Here is a 22293-nt window from a genome sequence, read left to right as displayed (position 1 = left end):
CGTGTCTAACCCGGCCTCTGCGTAAGCTTGAAAGAAGTCCATCGCATCCCATCTGACTCTTGAGGTGACTGTCGCAACCATGGCGCTATATCCGCTGGCTCCGTCTTACTTTGGTGTTGAGCACGTCGCGATTCTCGAGCATCTTAGCCTCGGCACCGCGCTGAGCATCCCGGGGTTGGCGCAGCAGCCTGCGCTCGTCGACGTGTCCTTGCTCCCCGACCCCACCACCGGCGGCTGGCGTGTGCGCTCGGATTTCGGTTTTCTGGGCGCGCTCGATGGCGAGGAATCCGCAGAGTATCCGGCGCTGAACCGTCTGCGCACTGCGGCGATGACTCCAGCGACGCAGGCCACCGTCGAGATTGTTGACGGCGAGGTGGAGGTCGCCGTTGCCCTGGGACTCGACCCGTGGATGATTCCCGCCACCAACCAACCGGCGGGTACTGCCCTGCTCAGCGGCGGACAGGGCGCGCTTGTTCGTGTCGCGGAAGGTGAGCTCACCGCGCACCAGCTGCGCGAGATGGGAACCGAGCAGCTTATCGTGACGCTTGCGCTTCTCGACGACACCGTCCTCGCCACCCACGACAACCTCGTCCTCGGACCGTGCGCGGAGCTCTCCGATTCCCCGGCGCTGGCCGCCGCATTCGCGGCCGCCACCCAGTCCGGTGTTTCCCTGGCCGCCCGGGCTTATGCTGCAGGGGGCCGCATCGCCGTGGACCTTCCCCTAGACCCTGCTGACTCTGCTGACCCTGCCGAGCTCTTCGCCCCCGCTGTCCCTCCGCTGCCGCTCGACCCGGACAAGCCCGCTATCCCGCCAGCGCTCGACCCTGACGCCGATTGGGAGTTCACCACGCCTGCGGATCCTCTTGCCTCACCTCTGCCCACCGGATCGCGTGCCTTCACGTCCCCCAAAGGCACCTTTTGACTGGCACCTTATGCACTTACGCTAATTCATTGACCTGGGATTTCTCCGAAAACCGCCCGCAATGGTGCCTTTACTTTGGTTCCTTTGCCCCTGTTGGTCGGCCGCGACCTGGCTGCTAAACCCACCTCTCGCGTAGGGTCTTATTTACGCTAGCTCACCGTTTCAGAAGCTCAGGAACTCATCATGCCCAGCAAACAACACAACAATCGCAGAAATCGATCCTCTACAGGCTCTAAAGCTGACGAAGTTAATGCTTCGAAGAAACGCTATGCGCAGAGGATGGAGCACCTTGCCACCCGACAAGAGCGCTATGCCGATCGCGATTTTGCGATCTGGGCCGAAGACTCCTGGGGAAGCGATGATCCTGACCTAGGCAGCCGCCATTCAGTCCGCTCTGCTTCTGGCGGACGCCCCAGTCCAATCGCTCTCGCTATTAACCGCTGAATTTAAGCCGCCCCGAGGGGCCGGATGCCATCGATTTCATCAGCGACGGCATCCTCAGCCACCTCCAATTCATAACGGCTTTGCAGGTTGAGCCAATACTGCGGTTCGATTCCGAAGTACTTTCCTAGCCGAAGAGCGGTATCTGCGGTGATTCCACGCTTGCCGTGAACAATCTCATTAATCTTCCGCAGCGGGACGCCAATTTCTACAGCCAGTTGGTGTTGGGTAATCCCAAAAGCTTCGATGAAATCTTCATTAAGCACTTCGCCGGGGTGAATCGGCGGATAAAGCTTAGTACTCATAACCGTCCTTAGTGATAGTCCTCGATAACAACGTCCGCTGGGCCGGCCTCGGTCCAGCGGAAGGTGATCCTCCACTGCTGATTGACTCGGATACTGAATGTTCCTTTCCGGTCACCTTTCAAAGCTTCGAGGCGGTTGCCCGGTGGAATACGTAAGGAGTTCAGCGAAACAGCAGCATCGAGCTGATGGAGTTTTCTATTAGCAGTTTTGTGGATTCTCGAATCAATCCGCGGCGACGCTTCGCGTAACCAGACAAGCTCGGTATCACGGTTACCGAAAGACTGGATCATGGGTTCACCCTACAAAACATAACGGAGACCGTCAATGACGGTCACCGCTAAGCCAATGAAGACACTTGCGCCTTCAAAGTTTTCTCAATGGCCACCAAAGGCACCTTTTAACTGGCACCTTATGCACTTACGCTAATTCATTGACCTGGGGTTTATCCGAAAACCGGCGACAAATGGTGCCTTTACTTTGGTTCCTTTGCCCCTGGCCCGAATGCGAAGCGCTTGCCGTCGACTAGGCGGGTCGCGCCGGTGGCATCGAGGTGCTCGAAGAGCGGGATGGCAACCCGGCGCGTCGTCCCCAGGGCTTGGCGCGCCTCCGAGAGGGTGAAAGGCTGTTCCAACGTAGAGACAACTTCGAGTGCCTCGCGAGGAGCGGAAGGCAAAAGCACAACGCCTTTGTCTAACCGGAGCACACGCCCGGCGCGCTCGGCAGCGGCGAGCTCTTTGGGGCCCAGCCCCAATTCCTTAAGTTCTTCTGCCTCCGGGGCGGCGAAAGGCTCGGCGTACAGGCGTTGCTCGAGCTCAGCTACTCCCCTCTCCGCGGGGCCCAAATCTACAGCCTGACCAGGCACGCGCAGCACGCCATCGACCGATTCGAGCTGGGCTGCCGCTACTGCTAGGCCCAGCAGGGCCGGCTCCGACAGGTTCAGCGCGTCCATGGCCGCTGCTTTCGTCAGTCCTGGGGAAAGCGGGTTCGCTGCGGCATGTGCTTCCACAGCCGAAACGAGAGCATTCTTCCACGCGGTCACCTGTCGTGCGGCAATCCACCACCGAGCGAATTCGATGACTCCGGCAGGCTTTTCCTCCACCGAGAAGCCATCGCGCACGAGCTCTTCGTGTGCAGCGTAGCCGCAGCGCTTGAGCCACTCGGACGGGTTCGCCGGCTCTAAAACTTCTAGCTCAGCTGCGCGCTTCTTCGCATCACCACGCCTGCTCAGCTCAGCCGGGTGCACGTCCACGACTTCGAAGCCCGCCGCTACGTGCCGCCCGCCGGGGCTGCGCACCACGAACCGATCGAGCAACGTGAGAGGTAGCGGGCTTTCCAGTGTCAACCGCGCGAACTCACCGCCTAAAGGCCGCAAACGCGCGCCCACCCCCACCGTGCCAATGTGCACCACGAGGTTCTGGGGAAGCTCAGCCATCTCAGTACCAAAGGTTCGGCGAATATCCACGGTATCGAGCACCCGCCAGCGCTCTGGGCTCAGCAGTGCATCCCCACGATGAACCTCATCCGCGGCCACCCCACGGAGGTTAAGCGCCACGCGTCTCACCGGACCAGCGCTGTCCACCGACGTGTTTTCACTGTGCACTCCGCGCACCGTCACGAGTTGCCCGCCAAGCTCCATCTCATCCCCCACCGAGACAGTCCCCGCCGCCAGCGTTCCCGTCACCACGGTGCCAGCACCCTTCACGCTGAAGGCGCGATCGACCCACAACCGCACGCGTGCTTGGCAATCCGGCGCGGGCATAGCGGCGAGCACCTGGTCTAACTCGGCGCGAAGCTTTTCGACGCCCTCGCCGGTCTTTGCGGAGACTTCGACCACGGGAGCGTCGGCAAGCGCTGTTCCCGCCAGCTCTGCCTTGACCTGCGCGGTGACCTCAGCGCGGCGGGCAGCGTCTGCCTTATCCGCGCGGGTCAGCGCCACCGCGCCGTGTTCGATTCCCACGGCGCGCAGGGCATCCCGGTGGTCGGTGGACTGCGCTTGCCACCCTTCATCGGCCGCCACGACAAAGAGCACCACCGGCGCGGGCCCCACCCCGGCCAGCATGTTGCCCAGGAACTTCTCGTGCCCCGGCACATCGACAAAAGCTACGTCAGCGCCGGAGTCCAGCTTCATCCACACGAAGCCCAAGTCAATGGTTAGGCCGCGCCGCTTCTCTTCCTCCCAACGATCCGGCTCCATTCCCGTCAGCGCCTTCACCAGGCTCGACTTTCCGTGATCCACATGCCCGGCGGTCGCCACAACGTACACCTACATCACCGCCTGAATTGCAGCAATAAGCTCCGCATCCTGCGACTCCGGCACGCAGCGCACATCCACCAGACAGCGGCCCTGGTTCACGCGCGCCACCACAGGAAGCTCGCCCAACCGCAGTGGACGGGCCAGCTCTTCTGGCAACGCCACAGCCCAGCCTGGCAGCGGTACCTCGGGCGCCCCGCCGCCGCCTACGCGCCCGTCATGCTCGACAACCTCGCCGCCTACCGCCGCGGCGACCTTCTCGGTGCGCTCGAGGTGACGTTGCGGATCAATGTGCAGCGCGTCCTGCACGGCATTGGAGGGGGTTGAAAGCGAGGCTTCAAGCGCGTTGAGCCGCAGCTTATCGATGCGCACCGCCCGCGCCAACGGGTGTTTCTTACACGCGGCGATCGCTTCCTTCGTCCCCACAAGCACACCGGCTTGTGGTCCACCGAGCAGCTTATCGCCCGAAAAGAGCACCACGTCCGCGCCATCACGAAGAGCCTGGCTGGCGGAGGGCTCCTCAGGAAGCACTGCATCGGGAGTGAGCAACCCTGAGCCGATATCCACGATGAGCGGCACATCCGTAAGCGCACGCAACTCAGCAACCGGCACAGAAGACGTAAAACCACTGATCAGAAAGTTGGAGGGATGCACCTTGAGAATCGCTCCGGTGTTCTCCCCCAAAGCCCGCTGATAGTCCGCCACGTGTGTGCGGTTCGTCGCGCCCACTTCCCGCAACCGGGTGGCCGTGGACTCGATGAGCTCGGGCAAGCGGAAGCCCGCGCCAATCTCGATGAGTTCGCCCCGGGAAATGATGACCTCATTGCCGGGGGCCAAGGCGGCGGTCGCCAGCAGCAGCGCGGATGCTCCATTGTTAACCACCAGCGCATCCTCCGCGCCGGGACAGGCGGCCAGGACAGCCTCGACCGCGCCGCGTCCCCTATCCCGCGAGCGCTGACCGCTGTCTAAGTCCATCTCAACGTCCGTATAGCCGGCTGCGGCTGCGAGCGCGTCCACCGCGGCTGGTGGCAAAGGGGCACGGCCCAGGTTCGTGTGAATGATGACGCCCGTGGCGTTGATAACGCGGCGCAAGGAATAGGGCTGCACTGCGTCCAACCTGGCGGCCAGCTCCTGTTGGATATGGGTGGGATCGAGGGAGCCGGAGCGGGCGTCGGCAAGCACGGCGTCGATGATTGCCCGGACCTTGTGAGCTGCACTGCGCTCCCGCGCAGTGCGCACCGCTGGGTACTGGAGGATCTCATCCATCTTCGGGATGAAGCGGCGGGGGTCTGTCGTCATGGGTCCTCCTAGCAGCACGGATGGCGGAGACGGACAGGAATCGAACCTGCCAGACCGAGATGCTCGGCCTCACCGGTTTTGAAGACCGGGGCGCCCACCAGGACACGTACGCCTCCGTCTGCTCACCATACACGCGGCTAGAATGGCCCCCATGTCTGACATCACACTTACGTCCTTTGCCGCCGGTGGCGGCTGCGCCTGCAAGATTCCCCCAGGAGAACTCGAGTCCGCCGTCGCGGGCCTCGTGGGTACCGCGGACCCCAACGTGCTGGTGGGGCTTGACGACGGCGACGACGCCGCCGCGGTGCGCATCCACGACGGCCTCGCGGTCATCTCCACCGCGGACTTCTTTACCCCAATGCTCAACGACCCCTATGACTGGGGCCGGGTGGCTGCTGCCAATGCGCTTTCCGACGTCTACGCCATGGGCGGCACGCCCATCACCGCCATCAACCTCGTGGGCTGGCCGCGCGAGAAGCTCGGCCTCGACATTTTGCGCGAAGTCCTGCGCGGTGGCATGGATGTGGCCAGCGAGGCAGGGATCTCCATTACTGGTGGACACTCCATCACTGCCCCGGAGCCCACGTATGGTTTGGCTGCCACGGGCATCGTCCACCCCGACAAGATTATGCGCAACGACGCCGCCGAGGCGGGCCTGCCCATCACGCTGACCAAACCAATCGGTGTGGGCATCCTCAATAACAAGCACAAGGCCACCGGTGAAGTCTCCCAGGCCGCGGTGGATTCCATGACCACGCTCAACCGCGACGCTGCCGCGGCCGCCGTAGCCGCGGGCGTGCGCGCGGCCACGGACGTCACCGGCTTCGGGCTTCTGGGCCACCTCTACAAGATGTGCCGCGCCTCCGGTGTCGGCGCGGAGCTGGATTTTTCCGCTGTTCCTGCGGTGGACGGCGCCATGGAGGCCCTGGCGGAGGGCTTCATCCCGGGCGGCTCGCGCCGCAACCTGGATTGGGTCCGCCCCCACCTCGACTCAGACTTGAGCGAAGAGGACTTGGTCTTCCTCGCCGATGCCCAAACCTCGGGTGGCCTGCTGGTCATCGGCGAGGTTCCTGGCTATCCGGTCATCGGCCGCACCGTGCCGGGCGAGGCGCGCATTACTATCCGCTAGTCACCGTCGAGTGCGTGAGGCCTTCTGCCTGGCGGCGGGCCTCAGCACGGCGCTTTTGCGGGCCAATGCTTGTCGCGGGGTCCTTCACCGCCTCCAGCCCCGCATTGAGCACGCCGAAACGAGTGCAGGCAGAACCCGCCAGAAGTGCCAGGCCGGAGACCACCGACACCGCCCGCGACTTTGTCACCGACGCGATTGCGGTTCCCACCCCGCCCGCGGCAATGAGCGCCTCGGAGGCCTTCATGAGTTTCCCGGGTGTGCCTTCGTGCAGCGGGCGCAGAGGCTCTGGCTCCATGTTCGCTTCCATGACACGGGTCGCGGCCAGATCGGTCGCCGCGGCAGTGATACCGAGCGCTCGTGCCGCGCCAGCATTCTCCACCGGGGTAAAGACCATGGCGGCACCCGACGCCGCAGCCGAGGCCGAGGACACGAACACATAAGGCAGATGCTTCTTCGCGTCATTCCACGTCGGGTTTGACGTGTTGGCCAACAGCACCGCCGTGTAGCCCGCCAGCGGGCCACCAAGCACGCCGGCGACAGCGCCTGCTGGACCCGCCGCCTTATCGAGGAGGCGGCGAAGCGACTTCGGCAGCACACCGCCGACCAGTTCGTCCGCTTCCTCGACCGCCGGCAGGGCCGCGGCGGAAGCGAAGCTGCCCAGGATCCACGAGCCGATGGACATCGGCGAGGTCACCTTGAAGACGCGGAACATGTTGAGCAGGCGCTCTGGGCGGCCGAGGTCGAGCACCAAAAAGACCGACCCTACCGATGCCGCGGAGAAAGCCGTCATCCGCGTCGAGCGTTTCAGCGGTGCGTTCCCAGTGGCCTGGGCACCGGCGGCCAACATCGCAGAACCGCCGGCCACGCCGCCGAGGAAGAGATAGCCGCCGATGGGCCACTCCCACGGCGGGGCCTTGACTACGGGCTTGCCGTAATACGAGGAAAACTCGAAGTCCTCCGCCATACGCTCTTCTTTGGAACCATCCTGTGCGCCGGCTCCGACGCGGCCGCGCTTGCGTTTCTTGCCGCTGCCTCGCCTGCGCCTAGGCTCCTGCGGCGGGCGGTACTCATCAAACTCGCTCACTTGCGGCCTCCCAACATGAATGCCCCGGCCACGGCCAGCGCCATTCCTCCGATAGCTTTCGCTGCGGTCTTGTACATCTGCGGCAAATCCGCCGTGGGAACGCGCGGATCCGGCGGCAGCCCGTAGACCTCTGGGGAATCGAGCAACAGGAAAATAGAACCCGTTCCACCGACCCCATCCTGGGAATTGGCGCCGTAGAGACGAGCCTCCGTCAGCCCCTGCTCGTGCAGGACGCGCACACGCTCCTTCGCGGCAGCGAGCATCTCCTCGTAAGGGCCGAACTGGATGGAATCCGTCGGGCACGTCTTGGCGCACGCGGGCTGCTCACCGATCTTGAGGCGGTCGTAGCACATGGTGCACTTCTGGGCCACGCCTAAATTCTTGATCGGCATCGCCTGCCCCGGAATATGGTCAGGCCCTTGGGGTTTCAGCTGCTTCAGCTTTGCCAGCACGTTCACACCCGCGTGGTCAGGGACCTCATAATCCACGGTGGCGGTCTTGTCCGCCTTGAGCGTCACGCCGCCGTCATCGCGGCGCTCAATGACGCCGAAGGGGCAACCGGCCACGCACGTACCACAGCCATTGCACACGTCGTCCTGCACCACGACGGTGCCGAACTCGGAGCGAAAGAGCGCGCCCGTCGGGCACACGTCCAAGCAGCCCGCGTTGGTGCAGTGCTTGCACACGTCGGAGGACATGAGCCAGCGAAAATCATCGGTATCTGGGGTGACGCTCGGTGCGGACACCGTGGGCAGGCCCAGCGAGACAAGTTTGCGCCCGTCCTCGCGCGCCTGCTCAATGCGCTCGTTGTTTTGCTCGATGAAGGCCACGTGACGCCACGTATTCGCGCCTAGCCCACCGGTGTTGTCATAGGAATTACCGGTGACCGCATAACCCTCCACCGGGTTGCGATTCCATTCCTTGCACGCCACCTCGCAGGCCTTGCAGCCGATACATACCGAGGTATCGGTAAAGAACGCCATTCGCTGATAGGTCTCATAGCCGTGTCGATCGGCCTTTTCGGTCAAGAAATTCGCCATGAGTCCTCCTTAGCTTTCTTTGCCTTCGTAGTCCGCCACATTGCCTGCGGTGGCATCATCGCCGGTGTTCTCCTCCGAAGCGCCGCTCTCCGTGCTGAAAGCATCTGAGACATCGAGGAGCCGGTTACCTGAGTCGACGGTGAGGTGCGCCCGCTCCTGGTACTCACGCAAGAGCTTGACGCGGGCCTCGCCCCGCGGGCGGCGGCCCGGCTGAATATCGCACGCACCCACCTTGGAGTTCTGGATGAACACGTTCGGCTCCAAGGTCAGACCCAACAGGTCGTTGGCGCCATCGCCGGCCACCTCGGTGGTCTCCGATTCTCCGTAGTGATACGGCAAGCCGATCTGGTGGAAGTCCTCACCATTGATGGTGAGCATCTCCATGCGGTCCGTCACCAAAACCTGAGCCTCGATGACGCCGCGCGGGGACACGATGGTGGCCCACTCGCCGTTGACCAATCCACGCTTGGCGGCCAGTTCCTTGTCCACCTCGCAGAAGAGCCCCGGCTGCAACTCCGCCAAGTAAGGCAAGCGGCGCGACATCGCGCCCGAGGTGTACATCTCCGTCAGACGGTAGGTGGAGAAGACAAACGGGAACACGTCCTCGCCCCGCTCCCCTGGCTCGGGGCGGGAAAGGTTGTCCGCGCGTTTGATAGTCAGGCGCGTCGGCGATTGCTGCTGCTTGTACAGCGCGTTGTGCACCGGCGATTCCTGGGGCTCGTAATGGGTCGGAAGAGGACCGTCGGACAGCCCCTTCGGCGCGAACAGCCAACCCAGGCCGTCGGCCTGCATGATAAACGGATCGTCGCCATCGAGGGCATCGGGGCCGACGGCGTCGACAGGCGCGACGTAGTCCGGGCGCTTGGTCACCGGGAAGTCCGGGACATCATCGCCGACCCACTTGCCCTGGTCCTCGTCCCACCAAATGTACTTCTTGCGCTCCGACCATGGAGTGCCATCCGGCTTGGCGGAGGCGCGGTTGTACAGGATGCGTCGGTTGGCCGGCCAGACCCAGCCCCACTCGAGTGCCACCTCGTTCTGCTCCGAACCCGGGACCTTCTTCGCGGCGTGGTTGATGCCGTCCTTATACACGCCGGTGTAGATCCAGCAGCCGCCGGAGGTGGAACCGTCGGCCCGCATCTCCGTAAAGGCCGGCAAAAGCTGGCCCTTCTTAGGCCCATCAAGGTAGTAGCCGTTGATCTCACGCAGAATCTCATCCGAGCTTGGATCGCCGTGCTCATCCTCGGTGTAGTCCCAGGTGACAGACTTGATCGGCAGATCGCGCGGATCAGTTGAATCCGCGAGGCGCGCCCGAATCTTCTTGCCCAGCTGGTAGAAGAACCAGGCCTCACTGCGGGCCTGGCCCGGCGGCGGAGTCGCCTGGAAGCGCCACTGCACCATGCGCTGAGTCTGGGTAAAGGTTCCGGACTTCTCCACGTGCGTTGCCGCCGGCATGAGGAAGACCTCGGTGGCAATCTCCTCGGTCTTGAGCTCGCCGTTCTTGACTTCCGGCGAATCCTTCCAGAAACTTGCCGTTTCAATCTCCTGGAAATCGCGGACAACCAGCCACTTCAGCGAGGCGAGCCCGCGGCGCTGCATGCCGCCGTTGGACTGCGCCACCGCCGGGTTCTGGCCAAAGACAAAGTAGCCTTCCACCTCCTTGCGCAGCATGGCCAACAAGGTCTCATACGTCGAGTGCGCACCGGACAGGCGCGGCATGAGGTCAAAACCCCAGTTATTTTCCTTGGTTGCGGCGTCGCCCCAGTAGGACTTCATGAGCGAGACCGCGTAGTTCTCACCCAGCTGCCAGAAACCCTTCTGGTCTTCCTGCCGGAAGGAATCCAGGTAATCTTCCCAGGTCTCCTGATCCGCGTGCGGCATGGGCAGGTAGCCCGGCAGCGAGTTAAAGAGGGTCGGAATATCGGTCGATCCCTGAATCGAGGCGTGCCCGCGCAAAGCCATGATCCCCGAGCCAGGTCGGCCCACGTTGCCCATGAGCAGCTGCAGGATCGCCGCGGTACGGATGAACTGTGCACCCAGGGTGTGCTGGGTAAAGCCCAGCGCGTAGGCGAAGCACGTAGTGCGCTCCGGGGTGGAGTTCTGCGCAATCGAGTCCGCCAAGTAGTAGAAGTCCTCCGGCGAAATGCCACAGGTCTCTTCCACCATCTCCGGGGTGTAGCGCGAGTAGTGGCGCTTGAGAATCTGGAAGACCGTATTCGGATCCTCCAGCGTCATGTCCTTCTCCACGTTCCACGAGGAGCCCTCAGGCTTTCGCACGTACTGCCACGAGTCCGTGACGTACTTGCCCTTCTCTGCGTCGTACCCGGAGAACAAGCCCTCCAAATCCTCGGTGTCCTGGAAATCCGGCGAGATGATCGACGCCGCGTTCGTGTAATTCACCACGTAATCGTGGAAATACAGGTCATTATCCAGCACGTACTTGATAATCGCGCCGAGCAACACCACGTCCGTGCCTCCGCGAATGCCGATGTGACGGTTCGCAAAGGCAGACGTACGTGTGTAGCGCGGATCCACGTGGATAATGCGCGCACCACGCTTCTTGGCTTCCACGACCCATTGGAATCCCACGGGGTGGCATTCCGCCATATTAGAACCCTCGATGACGATGCAGTCCGCATTCGCCATATCCTGCAGCGGTTGGGTTGCGCCGCCGCGGCCAAACGACGTTCCTAGACTAGGAACAGTGGCGGAGTGTCATATACGCGCCTGGTTTTCCACCTGAATGGCGCCGGTGGCGGTAAACAGCTTCTTGATAAGGTAGTTCTCCTCATTATCCAGCGTCGCACCACCCAGGCCCGCAATGCCCATGGTGCGGTTGAGACGACGCCCATGCTTATCGACGTCCTCCCAGTGCCTCGCGCGCGCCTCCACGAAACGGTCCGCGATCATATCCATCGCGGTTTCTTCGTCGAGCTCCTGCCACTCGGTGGCATAGGGAGCTCGGTACTTGATCGTGGTGATGCGTGTCGAGGAATTAATAAGCTGCTCAGAAGCAGAGCCCTTGGGACACAGGCGGCCGCGGGAAATCGGGGAATCTGGGTCGCCCTCGATTTGGATGACGCGGTCATCCTTGACATAAACGCGCTGAGAACAACCCACTGCGCAGTAGGGGCAGACCGACTGGACGACGCGGTCCGCGTCAACGGTGCGTCCGCGCAGGTCTTCACTCTTAGCCGACTGCGTGGACACGTCGCGGCCGAAGGCATCCTTGTTCCGGATTTGGCGCACAACGGGCCAATTCAGTGGGCTAAAACGTGACATGCCTTAAACCTACTGGCTTGGCCTTGCGTTTTCCACCCTGTTCAAGACCAAAAAATACTGAGCAAACCCAAAACGCGAAAAGCTGGAGCTTTGCAGCTCCAGCCTCTTAGCCCTTAACCGAGATTACTTGCGGGTCTCGGTGATGCCGTCGGTATCGATCTGCTCCTTGCGCAGATCCTCGGTGTGTGTCTCGGTGTCCTTGATGGTCTCCTTGGAAAGGTTAACCTTCTCCACCGGGACGGTCTTCTTCTCTACATTCACGCGCTCTTCGTGCAGGGTAACGGAGGCTTCCTCCGCGCCGTTATCACCGATGGTGCCGGTGTAGTTGGCAGCGTCAGCCTCGGAAATCGGGGTGCGCTCGACGCGAACCTCTTCGCGCTCAACCGGAACCTCGACGGTCTCGGTATCGGTCACGACGTACTTGCGCAGGCGCGCCTCGCCGGTGGCCACGCGCTCCTTGTTGACGTCCAAGCGCTCCTCGGAGCGGATAACCTCGCCCTCGTTGTTGGTGACGCTATTGTCGGAGACAGCGGCGCGCTCGGTCTCATCCTTAGCGTGTGCACCTGCACCAGCACCGGCAACACCAGCGCCAGCTACGCCAGCACCGGCAACACCAGCGCCAGCTACGCCAGCACCGGCAACGCCAGCGCGCTCATCACGCTCGTCACGGTAGGTGGTTACGTCCTGTGCGTTCTCGAGGTCGTAGTGCTTGAAGATGTCCGCCTGCGCCTCAGGAGTCAGCGGCTTATCGGAGTCAAAGTCCGGTGCGTTCTCGATGCGGTCCTTGGAGAAGGCCAGCTTGAGCTCATCACCGGTGAAATCGTGACCACGGAGCGGAACCAAGCTGGAGCTCATACCGAACAGACCGTGGTTGACCTCAACGAAAGTCGGCTGACCGGACTGCTCGTCGACGAAGACCTCCTTGACGGAGCCCAGCTTCTCGCCGGCCTTGTCGTATGCGGTTGCGTTAAACAGATCCTTGATGTTCTTACCCATTGTTTCTCTAAACCTTTCTACATTTGGTCTATATCTCGACAGCAAACGATAGCTTTCATCTTTACCCCCATAAATTCCAGGGGATTGGGGGACGATTTGCTATTTCGTTTGCGTTGCCCCCCCCACCATACGGACGAAACAACAATGCGCCACCGCCGCATCCCCCTCTTTTGTCAAAATCGCGCGTAGCCGCAGGTCATATTAGCTATAACAATTAGATTACAGACCATTTGAGCACCTCAAACGCCTGCCAGCCCCGCCCTACATTTCCTCCCCATATTCTAGAACGAAACATTAAGGCACTAACTTGCGCCCGCAGCATAGCGCCCAACAGCGACTCTCTACGCAACTCCTTACGATTCCCAAAGGCACAGCCAAGAGACGTTAGCTACCCCCGCCCCAGTTTCCGAGTTCATTAAATGGTCTACTCTCCCAATCGTCACACCGCCATACCTGAGTACCCTGAACACCATGAACCAAACTGAACACTTCGAGCTCAAAGTCCCCGGCGGCAAACTACTCGTCGTCGATCTCGATATTGACGCCGACAGCACCGTTACCGCAGCCAAGGTCTCTGGCGATTTCTTCCTCGAACCGGAAGAGGCCTACGAGGCACTAGCCCCAGCGCTGGTCGGCATCACTACTGCCACAAGCACCGAGGACATCCAATCCCGCCTCGATGCCGCCCTGGCGCGAATCGATTCACCCGTAGCTCTCCACGGATTCGACACCCACCACCTAGCTGTCACGGTCAAGCGCGCGCTGTCAGGCGGCACCGATTTCACCGACCACAGCTGGGAGATCCTGCGCCCTGGGGTTCTACCTACCCCAGTAAACGTTGCCCTCGATGAAGTCCTCCTCAACGAAGTCGCGGAAGGAAAGCGCGGGCCCACGCTCCGCTTCTGGGAATGGGAGGACCGCGCCGTCGTCTTCGGTTCCTACCAGTCCTATGCCAACGAGTTGGACCAGGAGGGCGTCGACAAGCACGGCATCATTCCAGTACGCCGAATCTCCGGTGGCGGTGCGATGTTCATGGAGGGCGGCAACTGCGTGACCTATTCCCTGTACGCCCCGGACTCGCTCGTGGCCGGCTATTCCTACGAGGCCAGCTACGAGTACCTAGACCAATGGGTACTCGCGGCGCTGAGCAAGCTTGGCGTCAACGCCTGGTACGTGCCGATTAATGACATCACCTCGGACGGCGGAAAGATTGGCGGTGCCGCGCAAAAGCGCCGCAAAGGTGCGGTGCTCCACCACACCACGATGAGCTATGACATCGATGCGGACAAGATGATGGAAGTCTTGCGCATCGGCAAGGTCAAGGTCTCCTCCAAGGGCCTGGCCAGCGCAAAGAAACGTGTGGACCCGCTGCGCCGCCAGACCGGCGTGCCCCGCGAGGAAATCATCGACACCATGGCACGCGAGTTCGCCACCCGCTACGGCGCCGTCGACGCTGAGCTTTCCGACGACTCCCTAGCAGCCGCCCGGCGCCTCGTCGACACCAAATTCCTCAACGAAGAGTGGACCAAGCGCATCCCATAATTTGCAGGGGAATTTCTGGGCAGCGTACGGTGTTATAAGTTCTAGTGAACCGATCGGTATAAATCTACCGAACCATTTGGTCCATTTCTATACAACACTGTCTAGAAGGAAAATCTCGTGTCCGACACTTCCTCCCGCGCATCCTCGCGCACGCTGCCCTCTTGGGCCACCGGCTTTGGTGCCCAGGTCATCGCCGGCCTCATCATCGGCCTGATCCTCGGCTTCATCGCCTCCGGCATGGAGTCCGAGTGGCTCTCCGATACCCTGTCCGGCGTCGGCGGCGCGTACGTCCAATTGCTCAAGGTGATGGTCCCGCCGCTCATCTTTGCGGCCGTCGTCACCTCGGTTGCCAACCTGCGCAAGGTGGCTAACGCCGCCTCGCTGGCAATCTCCACCCTCGTATGGTTCGCCATTACGGCCTTCTTCTCCGTCTTGGCCGGCATTCTCGTTGCCCTCGTGATGAAGCCCGGAGTGGGCACAACTGTCGACGCCTCCACCGCCGCCGATCCTTCCAACGTTGGGTCCTGGACCGCCTTCCTCCAGCAACTCGTCCCCGCCAACTTCTTTGGACTCAAGGCTTCCCTGAGTGATGGCGAAGTCTCCCTCAGCTTCGGCGCCCTTCAGCTCCTTGTCATTTCTTTGGCTCTGGGCATCGCAGCGGTCAAGGCTGGCAAGGCAGCCGATCCCTTCCTGCGCTTTACCGAATCCTTCCTCAAGGTCATCCAGGTGGTTCTCTGGTGGATCATCCGTCTCGCCCCGATTGGCACCGCCGCCCTCATCGGTAAAGCCGTGTCTACCTACGGCTGGGATGCGCTGAGCTCCTTGGGCAAGTTCGTCCTCGCGATGTATGTCGGGCTCGCCCTTGTCATTGTTGTGGTCTACCCTGCCGTCCTCGCATTCAACCGCATTCCAATCATTGGCTTCTACAAGCGCGTATGGCCAGTATTCTCCCTCGGTTTCGTCACCCGTTCTTCTATGGGAGTCATGCCGGTTACCCAGCGCTTTACGGAGAGGGCTATGGGTGTGCCTCGCGAATACGCCTCCTTCGCCATCCCGCTCGGCGCTACCACGAAGATGGACGGCTGCGCTTCCGTCTACCCGGCTATCGCCGCCATCTTCATTGCGCAGTTCTACGGAATTGACCTTTCCCCGACCCAATACCTTCTCATCATCTTCGTTTCCGTCATTGGTTCCGCAGCTACTGCAGGCACGACAGGTGCCACCGTCATGTTGACGCTGACCCTCTCCACGCTGGGTCTCCCGCTGGCAGGCGTCGGCCTCTTGCTTGCCATCGAACCCATCATTGACATGGGCCGCACCGCCGTCAACGTCACCGGTCAGGCACTGTGTGCCACCATCGTCGCCAAGCGCGCCGGCATCCAAGACCAAGCAACCTGGGATGCCGCCCAAGGTGGCGTCAATGACATCATGAACGCTGACGAGAACGAGCGGGAAAGCGTCAACACCTAAAGGTAGTGACGTGGACCACACATAGTTTCTGTACGGTGGAAGCTATGTCCACGTCAACCCAAGCACCACCAGACCCCGATTCCACACAACACCGCAGCGCTATCAAGGCGTCCTTCATAGGAACATTCATCGAATGGTTCGACTATGCGGCCTACATTTATATGTCGGCCATTATCTCCCGGGTCTTCTTCCCGGAGATGGAAGGGCGCCGCGCGCTCATCATGACATTCGCACTCTTTGCGCTTTCTTTCCTCGTCCGCCCGCTCGGCGGAATAGTGTGGGGACACTTTGGTGACAAACACGGACGAATTCAAACCCTGACGGTATCGATCACGATGATGTCACTAGCGACAGCCGTGATCGGCTTCCTCCCCAGCTACGAAACCATCGGATTCGCCGCCACCCTGCTGCTTCTACTTTCGCGCATGGTCCAAGGTTTCTCCGCGGCTGGCGAATATGCCGGTGCAGCCACGCACCTCGCAGAAATCGCCCCGACGCATAAGCGGGGCATTTACGCCGCAATCGTTCCTTCCGCCACAGCATCCGGCCTGCTATTGGGCTCCCTCATTGCGGCTTTACTCACCGGCGTACTCGACGACGATGCTCTCATTTCTTGGGGTTGGCGCGTCCCCTTCCTCATCGCACTACCTCTGGGCCTTTACGGCCTGTGGATTCGCCGCAACGCCGATGAGTCTTCCCGCTTTGAGAATCAAGATGACACGGAAGAATCCCCTCTTCGCGAGGTCATCAAATATCCCAAGGCCCTGGCAATTGCCTTCTCGGGCGCGGTTCTCAACGCCATTGGCTTCTACGTCATCCTGACCTATTTGCCCACCTACCTCTCCCAGGAGCTGGGCATGGCGGAGACACCTGCCTTCATTGCATCGTCGGTCGCTTCCGCGTTCTATATCGGCTTCGCACTTCTCACCGGCCTGCTATCGGACCGCCTGGGCCGCCGCACGACCATGCTGTGCGCTGCACTTTTCATGGGACTCTTCATCGTCCCTGCGTTCATTCTTCTCGACGGCGCCGGCATTTTCCTCGTCATCATCATCCAGGTATGCCTCGGCGGCGTGCTTGCGCTTAACGACGGCGTCCTCCCCTCCTTCCTCTCCGAACAGTTCCCCACCCATGTTCGCCTTTCCGGCTTTGCTCTCACCTTCAACACAGCTAACGCTGTCTTCGGTGGCACAGCGCCCATGATCGCCACCTGGCTTATTGACAAAACAGACAACCAACTCGCCCCGGCGTATTACCTTGTTGCCGCCGCAATCATCACCGGCGGAGGCGTTCTCTTCGCCTCCAAGCGGAATCGCCTAAAAGAGATCTAACCCACCGCCTCACTCTCCCCCTCCTGGTAGTAACTTCCATCAACGACCCACACTTGAGCTTCAGGCAGCGTCAATCGCCCGACCGCTAGCGATCCGAATTGTCGTTTCAGACGACGAGCAGGGCCGCACGAATTGACTTCCGGCCTGATGCCGCTGTACCAACCTGTCCTGATAGGCGGGCGCCTCGTTTGCCAGAAGATGGGCAAGGTTCCCTCTCCCCCTTGCTTTTTGGGAGTCCTCGGCCAGCTACGGGATCGCGCCTGGCCGGTCCTCGGTCGAGTTGTTGTCCGGAGTTGGTGTGCAGCAGTCGGGTTCCCCGCTTTGCCCGGGGCCCTCGCCTGTGGGCGGCGTTCCCTGTCTGATGCGCAGTCTCCTGCGCCGGTTGAGGGCGGCCAATGCCGATGCGAGCACCACGGCTGCGGCGAGGGCTGCGATCAGGGTGCTGTTGTCGCTGATCCAGGCGCTGGCGGCGGCTGACCATACGGCGAGGCTGTTGGCCTGTGCGGTTCCGCCGGTGGCGGCGGGATACCAATACCAGCTGAGGTAGGCGCCGGTTATGGTGAGGATGAAGGCGGCAATGCGGTTGCTGTGCTTGGCCAGGCCGGTGATTCTTCGCCCGAGGGCGGCCCCGGCGATGGCCGTGCCTGCCGAAACGAGCATCAGGACAGTGGCCGAGCCTGCGGCGTAGGCGGCGAAGACCGCGAGCAGCCCGGCGTAGCTGGCGACGGCCTGGGCTTGGGCGATCACGGCCAAGAGCACCCCGAGGGTGCAGCCGAGGGATGCTGCGGCGTATCCGATCCCGAAGGCCACCATGCGCCCGGTTTTGTGACCTGCCCCTGCGGCTTCTTGTGTGCGGGGTTTCGTGGCCCAGGCCGGCAGACGGAGCCGTGGTGTGAGTCCGGTGAGCATGGCCAGGCCCAGCAGGAGAAGGATCACCCCGGTGGCCATTCCCAGCCAGGGCGCTGCGCTGATCAGGGTCCTGGCGCCCGCGCTGACGATCAGCCCGAAGGCTGCCAGGGTCCCGGCGAAGCCGAGGCTGAGCGCGAGCCCGGCCCGGAGCCCGTGGGCCAGACGCAGCGCGAGCGGGCGCGTCCGGGCGTCCCCGATGGTCTGGGCTATCCAGGCGGGCAGGAGGGCGAAACCGCAGGGATTGACCGGGGCAATCATTCCAGCGGCGAAGGCCAGGGCAAGCAGGGCTGTCATTGGGCACCGGCCTTGGTGAGTTCTTCTTGGATCTTTTCCGCAGACGGGTCGGTGGCCCGGAAGGTAACGTCGCCCTTCGCGTCGACCACCACCAGGGTGCTTATGGAGGTGACCTTGTACTGGGTGGTCAGTGTGGCCTCGGTGTCGATGACGGCAGGGAGCTCAGGGGCCTTGATGTAATCGCGGAATCCGTTGATGGTCTCCTTCGGTTCTCGGGGGTCCACGTCCACCAGGAGGTAGTCGGCCGAGCTTCCCAGGGCCGTGGAGGCCTTGTTCAGGGAATCGGCCCCTTCCGCACACTCACCGCATCCGGCAGAGAAGAAGAACAGTGCTGCGGGCTTACCGTCCGGGATGGTCCGGGTAGTGCCGTCAATGTCGGAGACCGTAACAGCAACGGCACCGGCCGCGTCGGGCGACGAACCGCCTGGCGCGGCCGACGGGCCGCTCGGTGAGCTGGCGCAGGCGGTTGTCAGTGCCATGACCGCTGCCAGAAACAGGGCGGAGGCGAGGTGCCTGGGCCGGGGAACGGACAGAGAACGGCGGGATCTCGGGTATGTCATGGTGTCTGGTGGTTCCTTCCAGGAATGGGGATGGGGACTCAGGCGGTGCCGTGGTCGGTGCGGTGGTGCTCGGGGACAACAGATAGGTGAGGGCCTGGTCGGTGGCGGTCAGGGCATTCCTTTGCTTCGGTAGTGGGGGCTGGAGCTCAGGCGCAGCAGGAGAGCTCGGAGACGTCGGTGGTGAAGGCCTTGGCGGCGATCCTGATGCCCTCGGTCATCGTCAGGTAGGGGCTCCAGGCGGCGGCGACCTGCGCGGTGGTCATGCCCGCTTCGAGGATGTAGACGCCGGCGGCGGCGATTTCCCCGGCGTCCTTGGCCACCGCGGAGAGGCCCAGGATCCGTCCGGTGTCGCGGTCCGCGACAACCTTGATGAAGCCGCGGGTGTCGCGGTTGACCACGGCTCGCGGCACGTACTCCAGGGGGAGGACCCGGCACTCGCAGCTGATCCCGGCGGCGACAGCTTCCTTTTCCGTCATCCCGACCGCCCCGATGGCGGGACTGGTGAAGGTGACCCGGGGCAGGTGCCGGTAGTCGACCTCGGCCAGGGCATCGGTGAACGCATTGTCCACGGCCAAGGCGCCGTGGGCCGCTGCGACGTAAACGAACTCCCGATGGCCGGTCGCGTCCCCGGCGGCCCAAACCCGCGGGTTGGACGTGGCCAGGCGGGAATCGACCACGATCTCGCCGGATGCGCCGGTCTTCACCCCGACGGCGTCAAGGTCCAGTCCCTCGGTCACCGGGCGGCGGCCCAGTGCCACGAGGATGCGGGAAGCGCGGAACACCTCCTCGCCCCCGGCCACGTTTGCCGTCACCGAGACCCCGTCCGGGCCGGAGGCCACGGAGTCGGCCATGGCCCGCCGGACCACCCGGATCCCCTCGTCGGCGAACACCCCCGCCAACGCCTTGGATGCCTCCGGTTCCTCCTGCGAGGCCAACCGGGAACGGACCAGCATGGTCACCCGGGAGCCCAGCCGGGAGAAAAGCTGTGCCATCTCCAGGGCAACATAGCCTCCGCCCAGGATCAGCATTGATTCGGGCACCTCGTCCAGTTCCATCGCCGTCGTCGAGGTCAGGTACCCGGCCTCGGCCAGTCCGGGAACGGGCGGCACGTAGGGTGCGGAGCCAGTGGCCACGAGGTAGTGCCCGGCCTCGATCGTTCTCACCGCACCATCCGGGGAGATCACCCGGAGCAGCGGTGCGTCCTGGGTTCCGGTGAACGACGCGTCCCCCGAGATCATCGTCCACCCGTAGTCCGCGGCCAGATCGACGTACTTCTCCGTGCGCATACTTTCAACCAGCGCGGCCTTGCCCTGAATCAGGGCCGGCATGTCCACCGGGCCCGCCGAGGCCGCCACCCCAGGGAAGCGGGCCGAATCCAACGCCACGTGGCGGGCCTCCGCGGCAGCCAGGAGCGCCTTCGACGGGACGCAGCCCGTGTTCACGCATGTCCCGCCCACGGTGCCGCGCTCCACCATCACGACGCGCTTGCCCAGTCCGGTGGCCCGGATCGCGGCCGCAAACGCTCCGCCGCCGGAACCAATAATCGCCAGATCGAACTTTTCGTTTGTCATTCCAGATGTCTCTTCCCTGTGGTTCAAAAGTTCCTATGGAACCATTGTGAACCTTCCAGTACAATGGAAGGTCAAGTGTGGTGGCCATTGGAAGGGGAATCGGCGAACATGAGGATCGGACAGCTTGCGGAAGCAACCGGAACCACGACCAAGACCCTGCGGTTCTACGAGGAGTCGGGCCTGCTCCCTCCGGCCGAGCGATTGGCCTCCGGCTATCGGGACTACGCCGAGGATGCCGTGGGTCGGGTCGGGTTCATCCACCGGGGCCAGGCCGCCGGGCTGACCCTCGCCCAGATCCGCCAGATCCTCGACATCCGCGACGGCGGCCAGGCGCCCTGCGAGCACGTGCGCGACCTGCTTGACGTGCGCCTCGCTGAGATCGAGCAGCAGATCGCGCAGCTCTCCGTGCTGCGCGACACTATCGCGGACCTCAGACAGGACGCCGCACACCCGGACCCTGAAACGTGCAGCACCGATCAAGTGTGTAGGTACTTGTAATCCAATTGGGCACACCTCCTTAGCAACCACGCTATGCGAGAGTTGCAGCTCGACGAGAGCCAGGATGACAGGATTAACCGCCAGGAGCTATCTATAAATAGGGACTATTTCTTACCTGGAAGTAACATTTTGGCGGTTGAGGATAATACCTTTGGTGCATTTTGAGCCAAAGTAAAAATAGTCCCCTACGGGAAGACGGAAATAAGACAGTTCCCGGTGGACAAGAACAGTCTTCGCGAGCAGGTAGTTGGTGGGCCCTTGCGTTCATAATTCTGTGCACCATCACCACCATGATCGACAGGCGAAAACCAGGTTCTTCGGGTGGGTTGGCCCGCCTTCGGCCCAGTTGTATCGGTGATCCAACTGGCTGAGAAAAGCAGGCTCGCCGCATCCGCCGACCCGGCAGGTACCGTCGCGGCCTTCGACAAGTTTGCGCATGATGATTCCTGGCTGGTAGCCATCGGCCTCTTTTATCTCTTCGGTTAAATCCCGCATCTTGTCATGTGGCATGGGCTCAGCTCGCCAGCCGAAGCCTTCAATAAAGGTCGGTGCATCCTCAATATCGCAGGCCTGGTAGGTGTGGAGCACCACGGTAGCTGGTGGCTTTATCTCACCGGAAAGCAGTTTGATGACTGCCTCAGCGACAGTGATGTCTTCCTTGGCGGCGGTCTGGTGGATGAAGGCATCGAGTTTAATGCCGGTGTCTTCCCCAACCTGCAGTTCCAGCCAGGCAGAGGTGCCGTTAGAAGAAAACCGGTACGTATCTTTAGGCCGGGTATCTTGGTAGGCGATGGAATCATCCAGGGTTTTACAAATATCGCGGACTTTGCGCCTGATTTGACTACGTGTAGGAAAAGCTTGGTTCGGCTTAGAAGGGGTGAAGAAGTCAGCCAGGAGGGTGTCGATAAAATCCAGGGTTTCATCAGTCAAGGCTGTCAGTGCTGACATGGGTTGATCGATAGCAATGAGGGATTCAATGTCGAGCAGGCAGTGGGTGTCTTGTATGGCTTTGACTTTCGGCAGACTTTCTAGCCGGTGGATAGCACGCAGGCCGGATTTGATGTGGCCTTCCGGCAGTGACCAGGCGGCGACTAGGGATAGTGCGGTGGTGTTGATATCGGCGTGCAGGCTGGGCATGGCCCCGACCCAGGTTTTATAGGTGGCCCGGCGTGCTTTGGAGCGGGCTATGGCGTGTGGGTTATTCGGGTTGGTGGTGGAAAAGAAGAAGGTTGGCGGGCGTGTGACAGTGGTCATGGGTATCTCCCCCGAGATAAACATGTGTTAGAAGAAGTGTTCTAACCATGATTCTAGTGCCACACACCCCGTATGGCCATAGCTCGTGGTGAATTCGTGTCAAGTCGTTACTATA

18 protein-coding genes and 1 tRNA gene are annotated in these 22293 nt (G+C 62.1%); 6 read left to right on the top strand and 13 right to left on the bottom strand.

What is annotated here, in order from left to right:
• Positions 1–64: 64 nt before the first annotated feature.
• Positions 65–922: a hypothetical protein gene (locus FME68_RS11260; protein WP_328287832.1), complete on the top strand. Its 858-nt coding sequence runs from the start codon at positions 65–67 to the stop codon at positions 920–922.
• A gap of 446 nt (positions 923–1368) precedes the next feature.
• On the opposite strand, the gene FME68_RS11255 is transcribed toward FME68_RS11260, so the two are convergent.
• The 5 genes from FME68_RS11255 to FME68_RS11235 all read right to left on the bottom strand — a co-directional run bounded on the left by FME68_RS11255 (position 1369) and on the right by FME68_RS11235 (position 5334).
• Positions 1369–1668 carry a HigA family addiction module antitoxin gene (locus tag FME68_RS11255; RefSeq protein ID WP_049156400.1) on the bottom strand — a complete coding sequence of 100 codons (300 nt, stop codon included), beginning with the start codon at positions 1666–1668 and terminating at the stop codon, positions 1369–1371.
• An 8-nt stretch (positions 1669–1676) separates the two neighbouring features.
• Positions 1677–1958 carry a type II toxin-antitoxin system RelE/ParE family toxin gene (locus tag FME68_RS11250; RefSeq protein ID WP_049156403.1) on the bottom strand — a complete coding sequence of 94 codons (282 nt, stop codon included), beginning with the start codon at positions 1956–1958 and terminating at the stop codon, positions 1677–1679.
• Positions 1959–2140: 182 nt separating this feature from the next.
• Entirely contained in the window at positions 2141–3931 is a 1791-nt protein-coding gene (selB, locus tag FME68_RS11245) for a selenocysteine-specific translation elongation factor (RefSeq protein WP_328287831.1), read from the bottom strand.
• Complete coding sequence (gene selA / locus FME68_RS11240) at positions 3932–5218, bottom strand: L-seryl-tRNA(Sec) selenium transferase (RefSeq protein ID WP_158397593.1); 1287 nt, start codon at positions 5216–5218, stop codon at positions 3932–3934. It lies immediately after the preceding gene.
• Between the two features lie 21 nt (positions 5219–5239).
• Positions 5240–5334, bottom strand: a tRNA-Sec gene (locus tag FME68_RS11235).
• A gap of 35 nt (positions 5335–5369) precedes the next feature.
• On the opposite strand from FME68_RS11235, the gene selD reads away from it, so the two are divergent.
• Positions 5370–6347 carry a selenide, water dikinase SelD gene (selD, locus tag FME68_RS11230; protein WP_158397592.1) on the top strand — a complete coding sequence of 326 codons (978 nt, stop codon included), beginning with the start codon at positions 5370–5372 and terminating at the stop codon, positions 6345–6347.
• Here selD and nrfD read toward each other — a convergent pair.
• From nrfD to FME68_RS11205, 4 genes are all read right to left on the bottom strand, one after another.
• Positions 6337–7431: an NrfD/PsrC family molybdoenzyme membrane anchor subunit gene (gene nrfD, locus FME68_RS11225; RefSeq protein ID WP_328287830.1), complete on the bottom strand. Its 1095-nt coding sequence runs from the start codon at positions 7429–7431 to the stop codon at positions 6337–6339. The two genes, selD and nrfD, sit on opposite strands and share 11 nt — an antisense overlap.
• Positions 7428–8471 (bottom strand): 4Fe-4S dicluster domain-containing protein, encoded by a 1044-nt coding sequence (locus FME68_RS11220; protein ID WP_158397591.1) that lies wholly within the window; start codon positions 8469–8471, stop codon positions 7428–7430. Before FME68_RS11220 ends, nrfD begins: the two co-directional genes overlap by 4 nt.
• 9 nt (positions 8472–8480) lie before the next feature.
• Positions 8481–11753 (bottom strand): formate dehydrogenase-N subunit alpha, encoded by a 3273-nt coding sequence (gene fdnG / locus FME68_RS11215; RefSeq protein ID WP_230308990.1) that lies wholly within the window; start codon positions 11751–11753, stop codon positions 8481–8483.
• Positions 11754–11876: 123 nt separating this feature from the next.
• Complete coding sequence (locus FME68_RS11205; protein ID WP_158397589.1) at positions 11877–12749, bottom strand: PRC and DUF2382 domain-containing protein; 873 nt, start codon at positions 12747–12749, stop codon at positions 11877–11879.
• A 471-nt stretch (positions 12750–13220) separates the two neighbouring features.
• Here FME68_RS11205 and FME68_RS11200 point away from each other — a divergent pair, with 471 nt between their 5' ends.
• The 3 genes from FME68_RS11200 (at position 13221) to FME68_RS11190 (ending at position 17092) form a co-directional block, all read left to right on the top strand.
• Positions 13221–14291, top strand: a complete 1071-nt coding sequence (locus FME68_RS11200; protein ID WP_049156423.1) for a lipoate--protein ligase family protein — start codon at positions 13221–13223, stop codon at positions 14289–14291.
• 117 nt (positions 14292–14408) lie between these two features.
• Entirely contained in the window at positions 14409–15761 is a 1353-nt protein-coding gene (locus tag FME68_RS11195; protein WP_328287829.1) for a dicarboxylate/amino acid:cation symporter, read from the top strand.
• 44 nt (positions 15762–15805) lie between these two features.
• On the top strand, positions 15806–17092 hold the full coding sequence (locus FME68_RS11190; RefSeq protein ID WP_144013761.1) for an MFS transporter: 1287 nt from the start codon (positions 15806–15808) through the stop codon (positions 17090–17092).
• A gap of 246 nt (positions 17093–17338) precedes the next feature.
• Here FME68_RS11190 and FME68_RS11185 read toward each other — a convergent pair whose 3' ends face one another.
• From FME68_RS11185 to merA, 3 genes are all read right to left on the bottom strand, one after another.
• Positions 17339–18295 (bottom strand): cytochrome c biogenesis CcdA family protein, encoded by a 957-nt coding sequence (locus tag FME68_RS11185; protein WP_101736263.1) that lies wholly within the window; start codon positions 18293–18295, stop codon positions 17339–17341.
• Complete coding sequence (locus FME68_RS11180; RefSeq protein ID WP_070447002.1) at positions 18292–18855, bottom strand: TlpA family protein disulfide reductase; 564 nt, start codon at positions 18853–18855, stop codon at positions 18292–18294. Before FME68_RS11180 ends, FME68_RS11185 begins: the two co-directional genes overlap by 4 nt.
• A gap of 146 nt (positions 18856–19001) precedes the next feature.
• Entirely contained in the window at positions 19002–20426 is a 1425-nt protein-coding gene (gene merA / locus FME68_RS11175; RefSeq protein WP_158397588.1) for a mercury(II) reductase, read from the bottom strand.
• A gap of 108 nt (positions 20427–20534) precedes the next feature.
• Here merA and FME68_RS11170 point away from each other — a divergent pair, with 108 nt between their 5' ends.
• A complete protein-coding gene (locus FME68_RS11170; protein WP_004601215.1) occupies positions 20535–20924 on the top strand; it encodes a heavy metal-responsive transcriptional regulator in 390 nt (129 codons plus the stop codon).
• Positions 20925–21206: 282 nt separating this feature from the next.
• On the opposite strand, the gene FME68_RS11165 is transcribed toward FME68_RS11170, so the two are convergent.
• The gene (locus FME68_RS11165; RefSeq protein ID WP_230308989.1) at positions 21207–22178 is read right to left on the bottom strand and encodes an HNH endonuclease signature motif containing protein; all 972 of its coding nucleotides are present in this window, start codon (positions 22176–22178) and stop codon (positions 21207–21209) included.
• Positions 22179–22293: the final 115 nt, after the last annotated feature.

Source organism: Corynebacterium hiratae, from assembly GCF_009708045.1.
GTDB lineage: Bacteria > Actinomycetota > Actinomycetes > Mycobacteriales > Mycobacteriaceae > Corynebacterium > Corynebacterium hiratae.
This window is presented reverse-complemented; position numbering and strand designations above follow the sequence as displayed.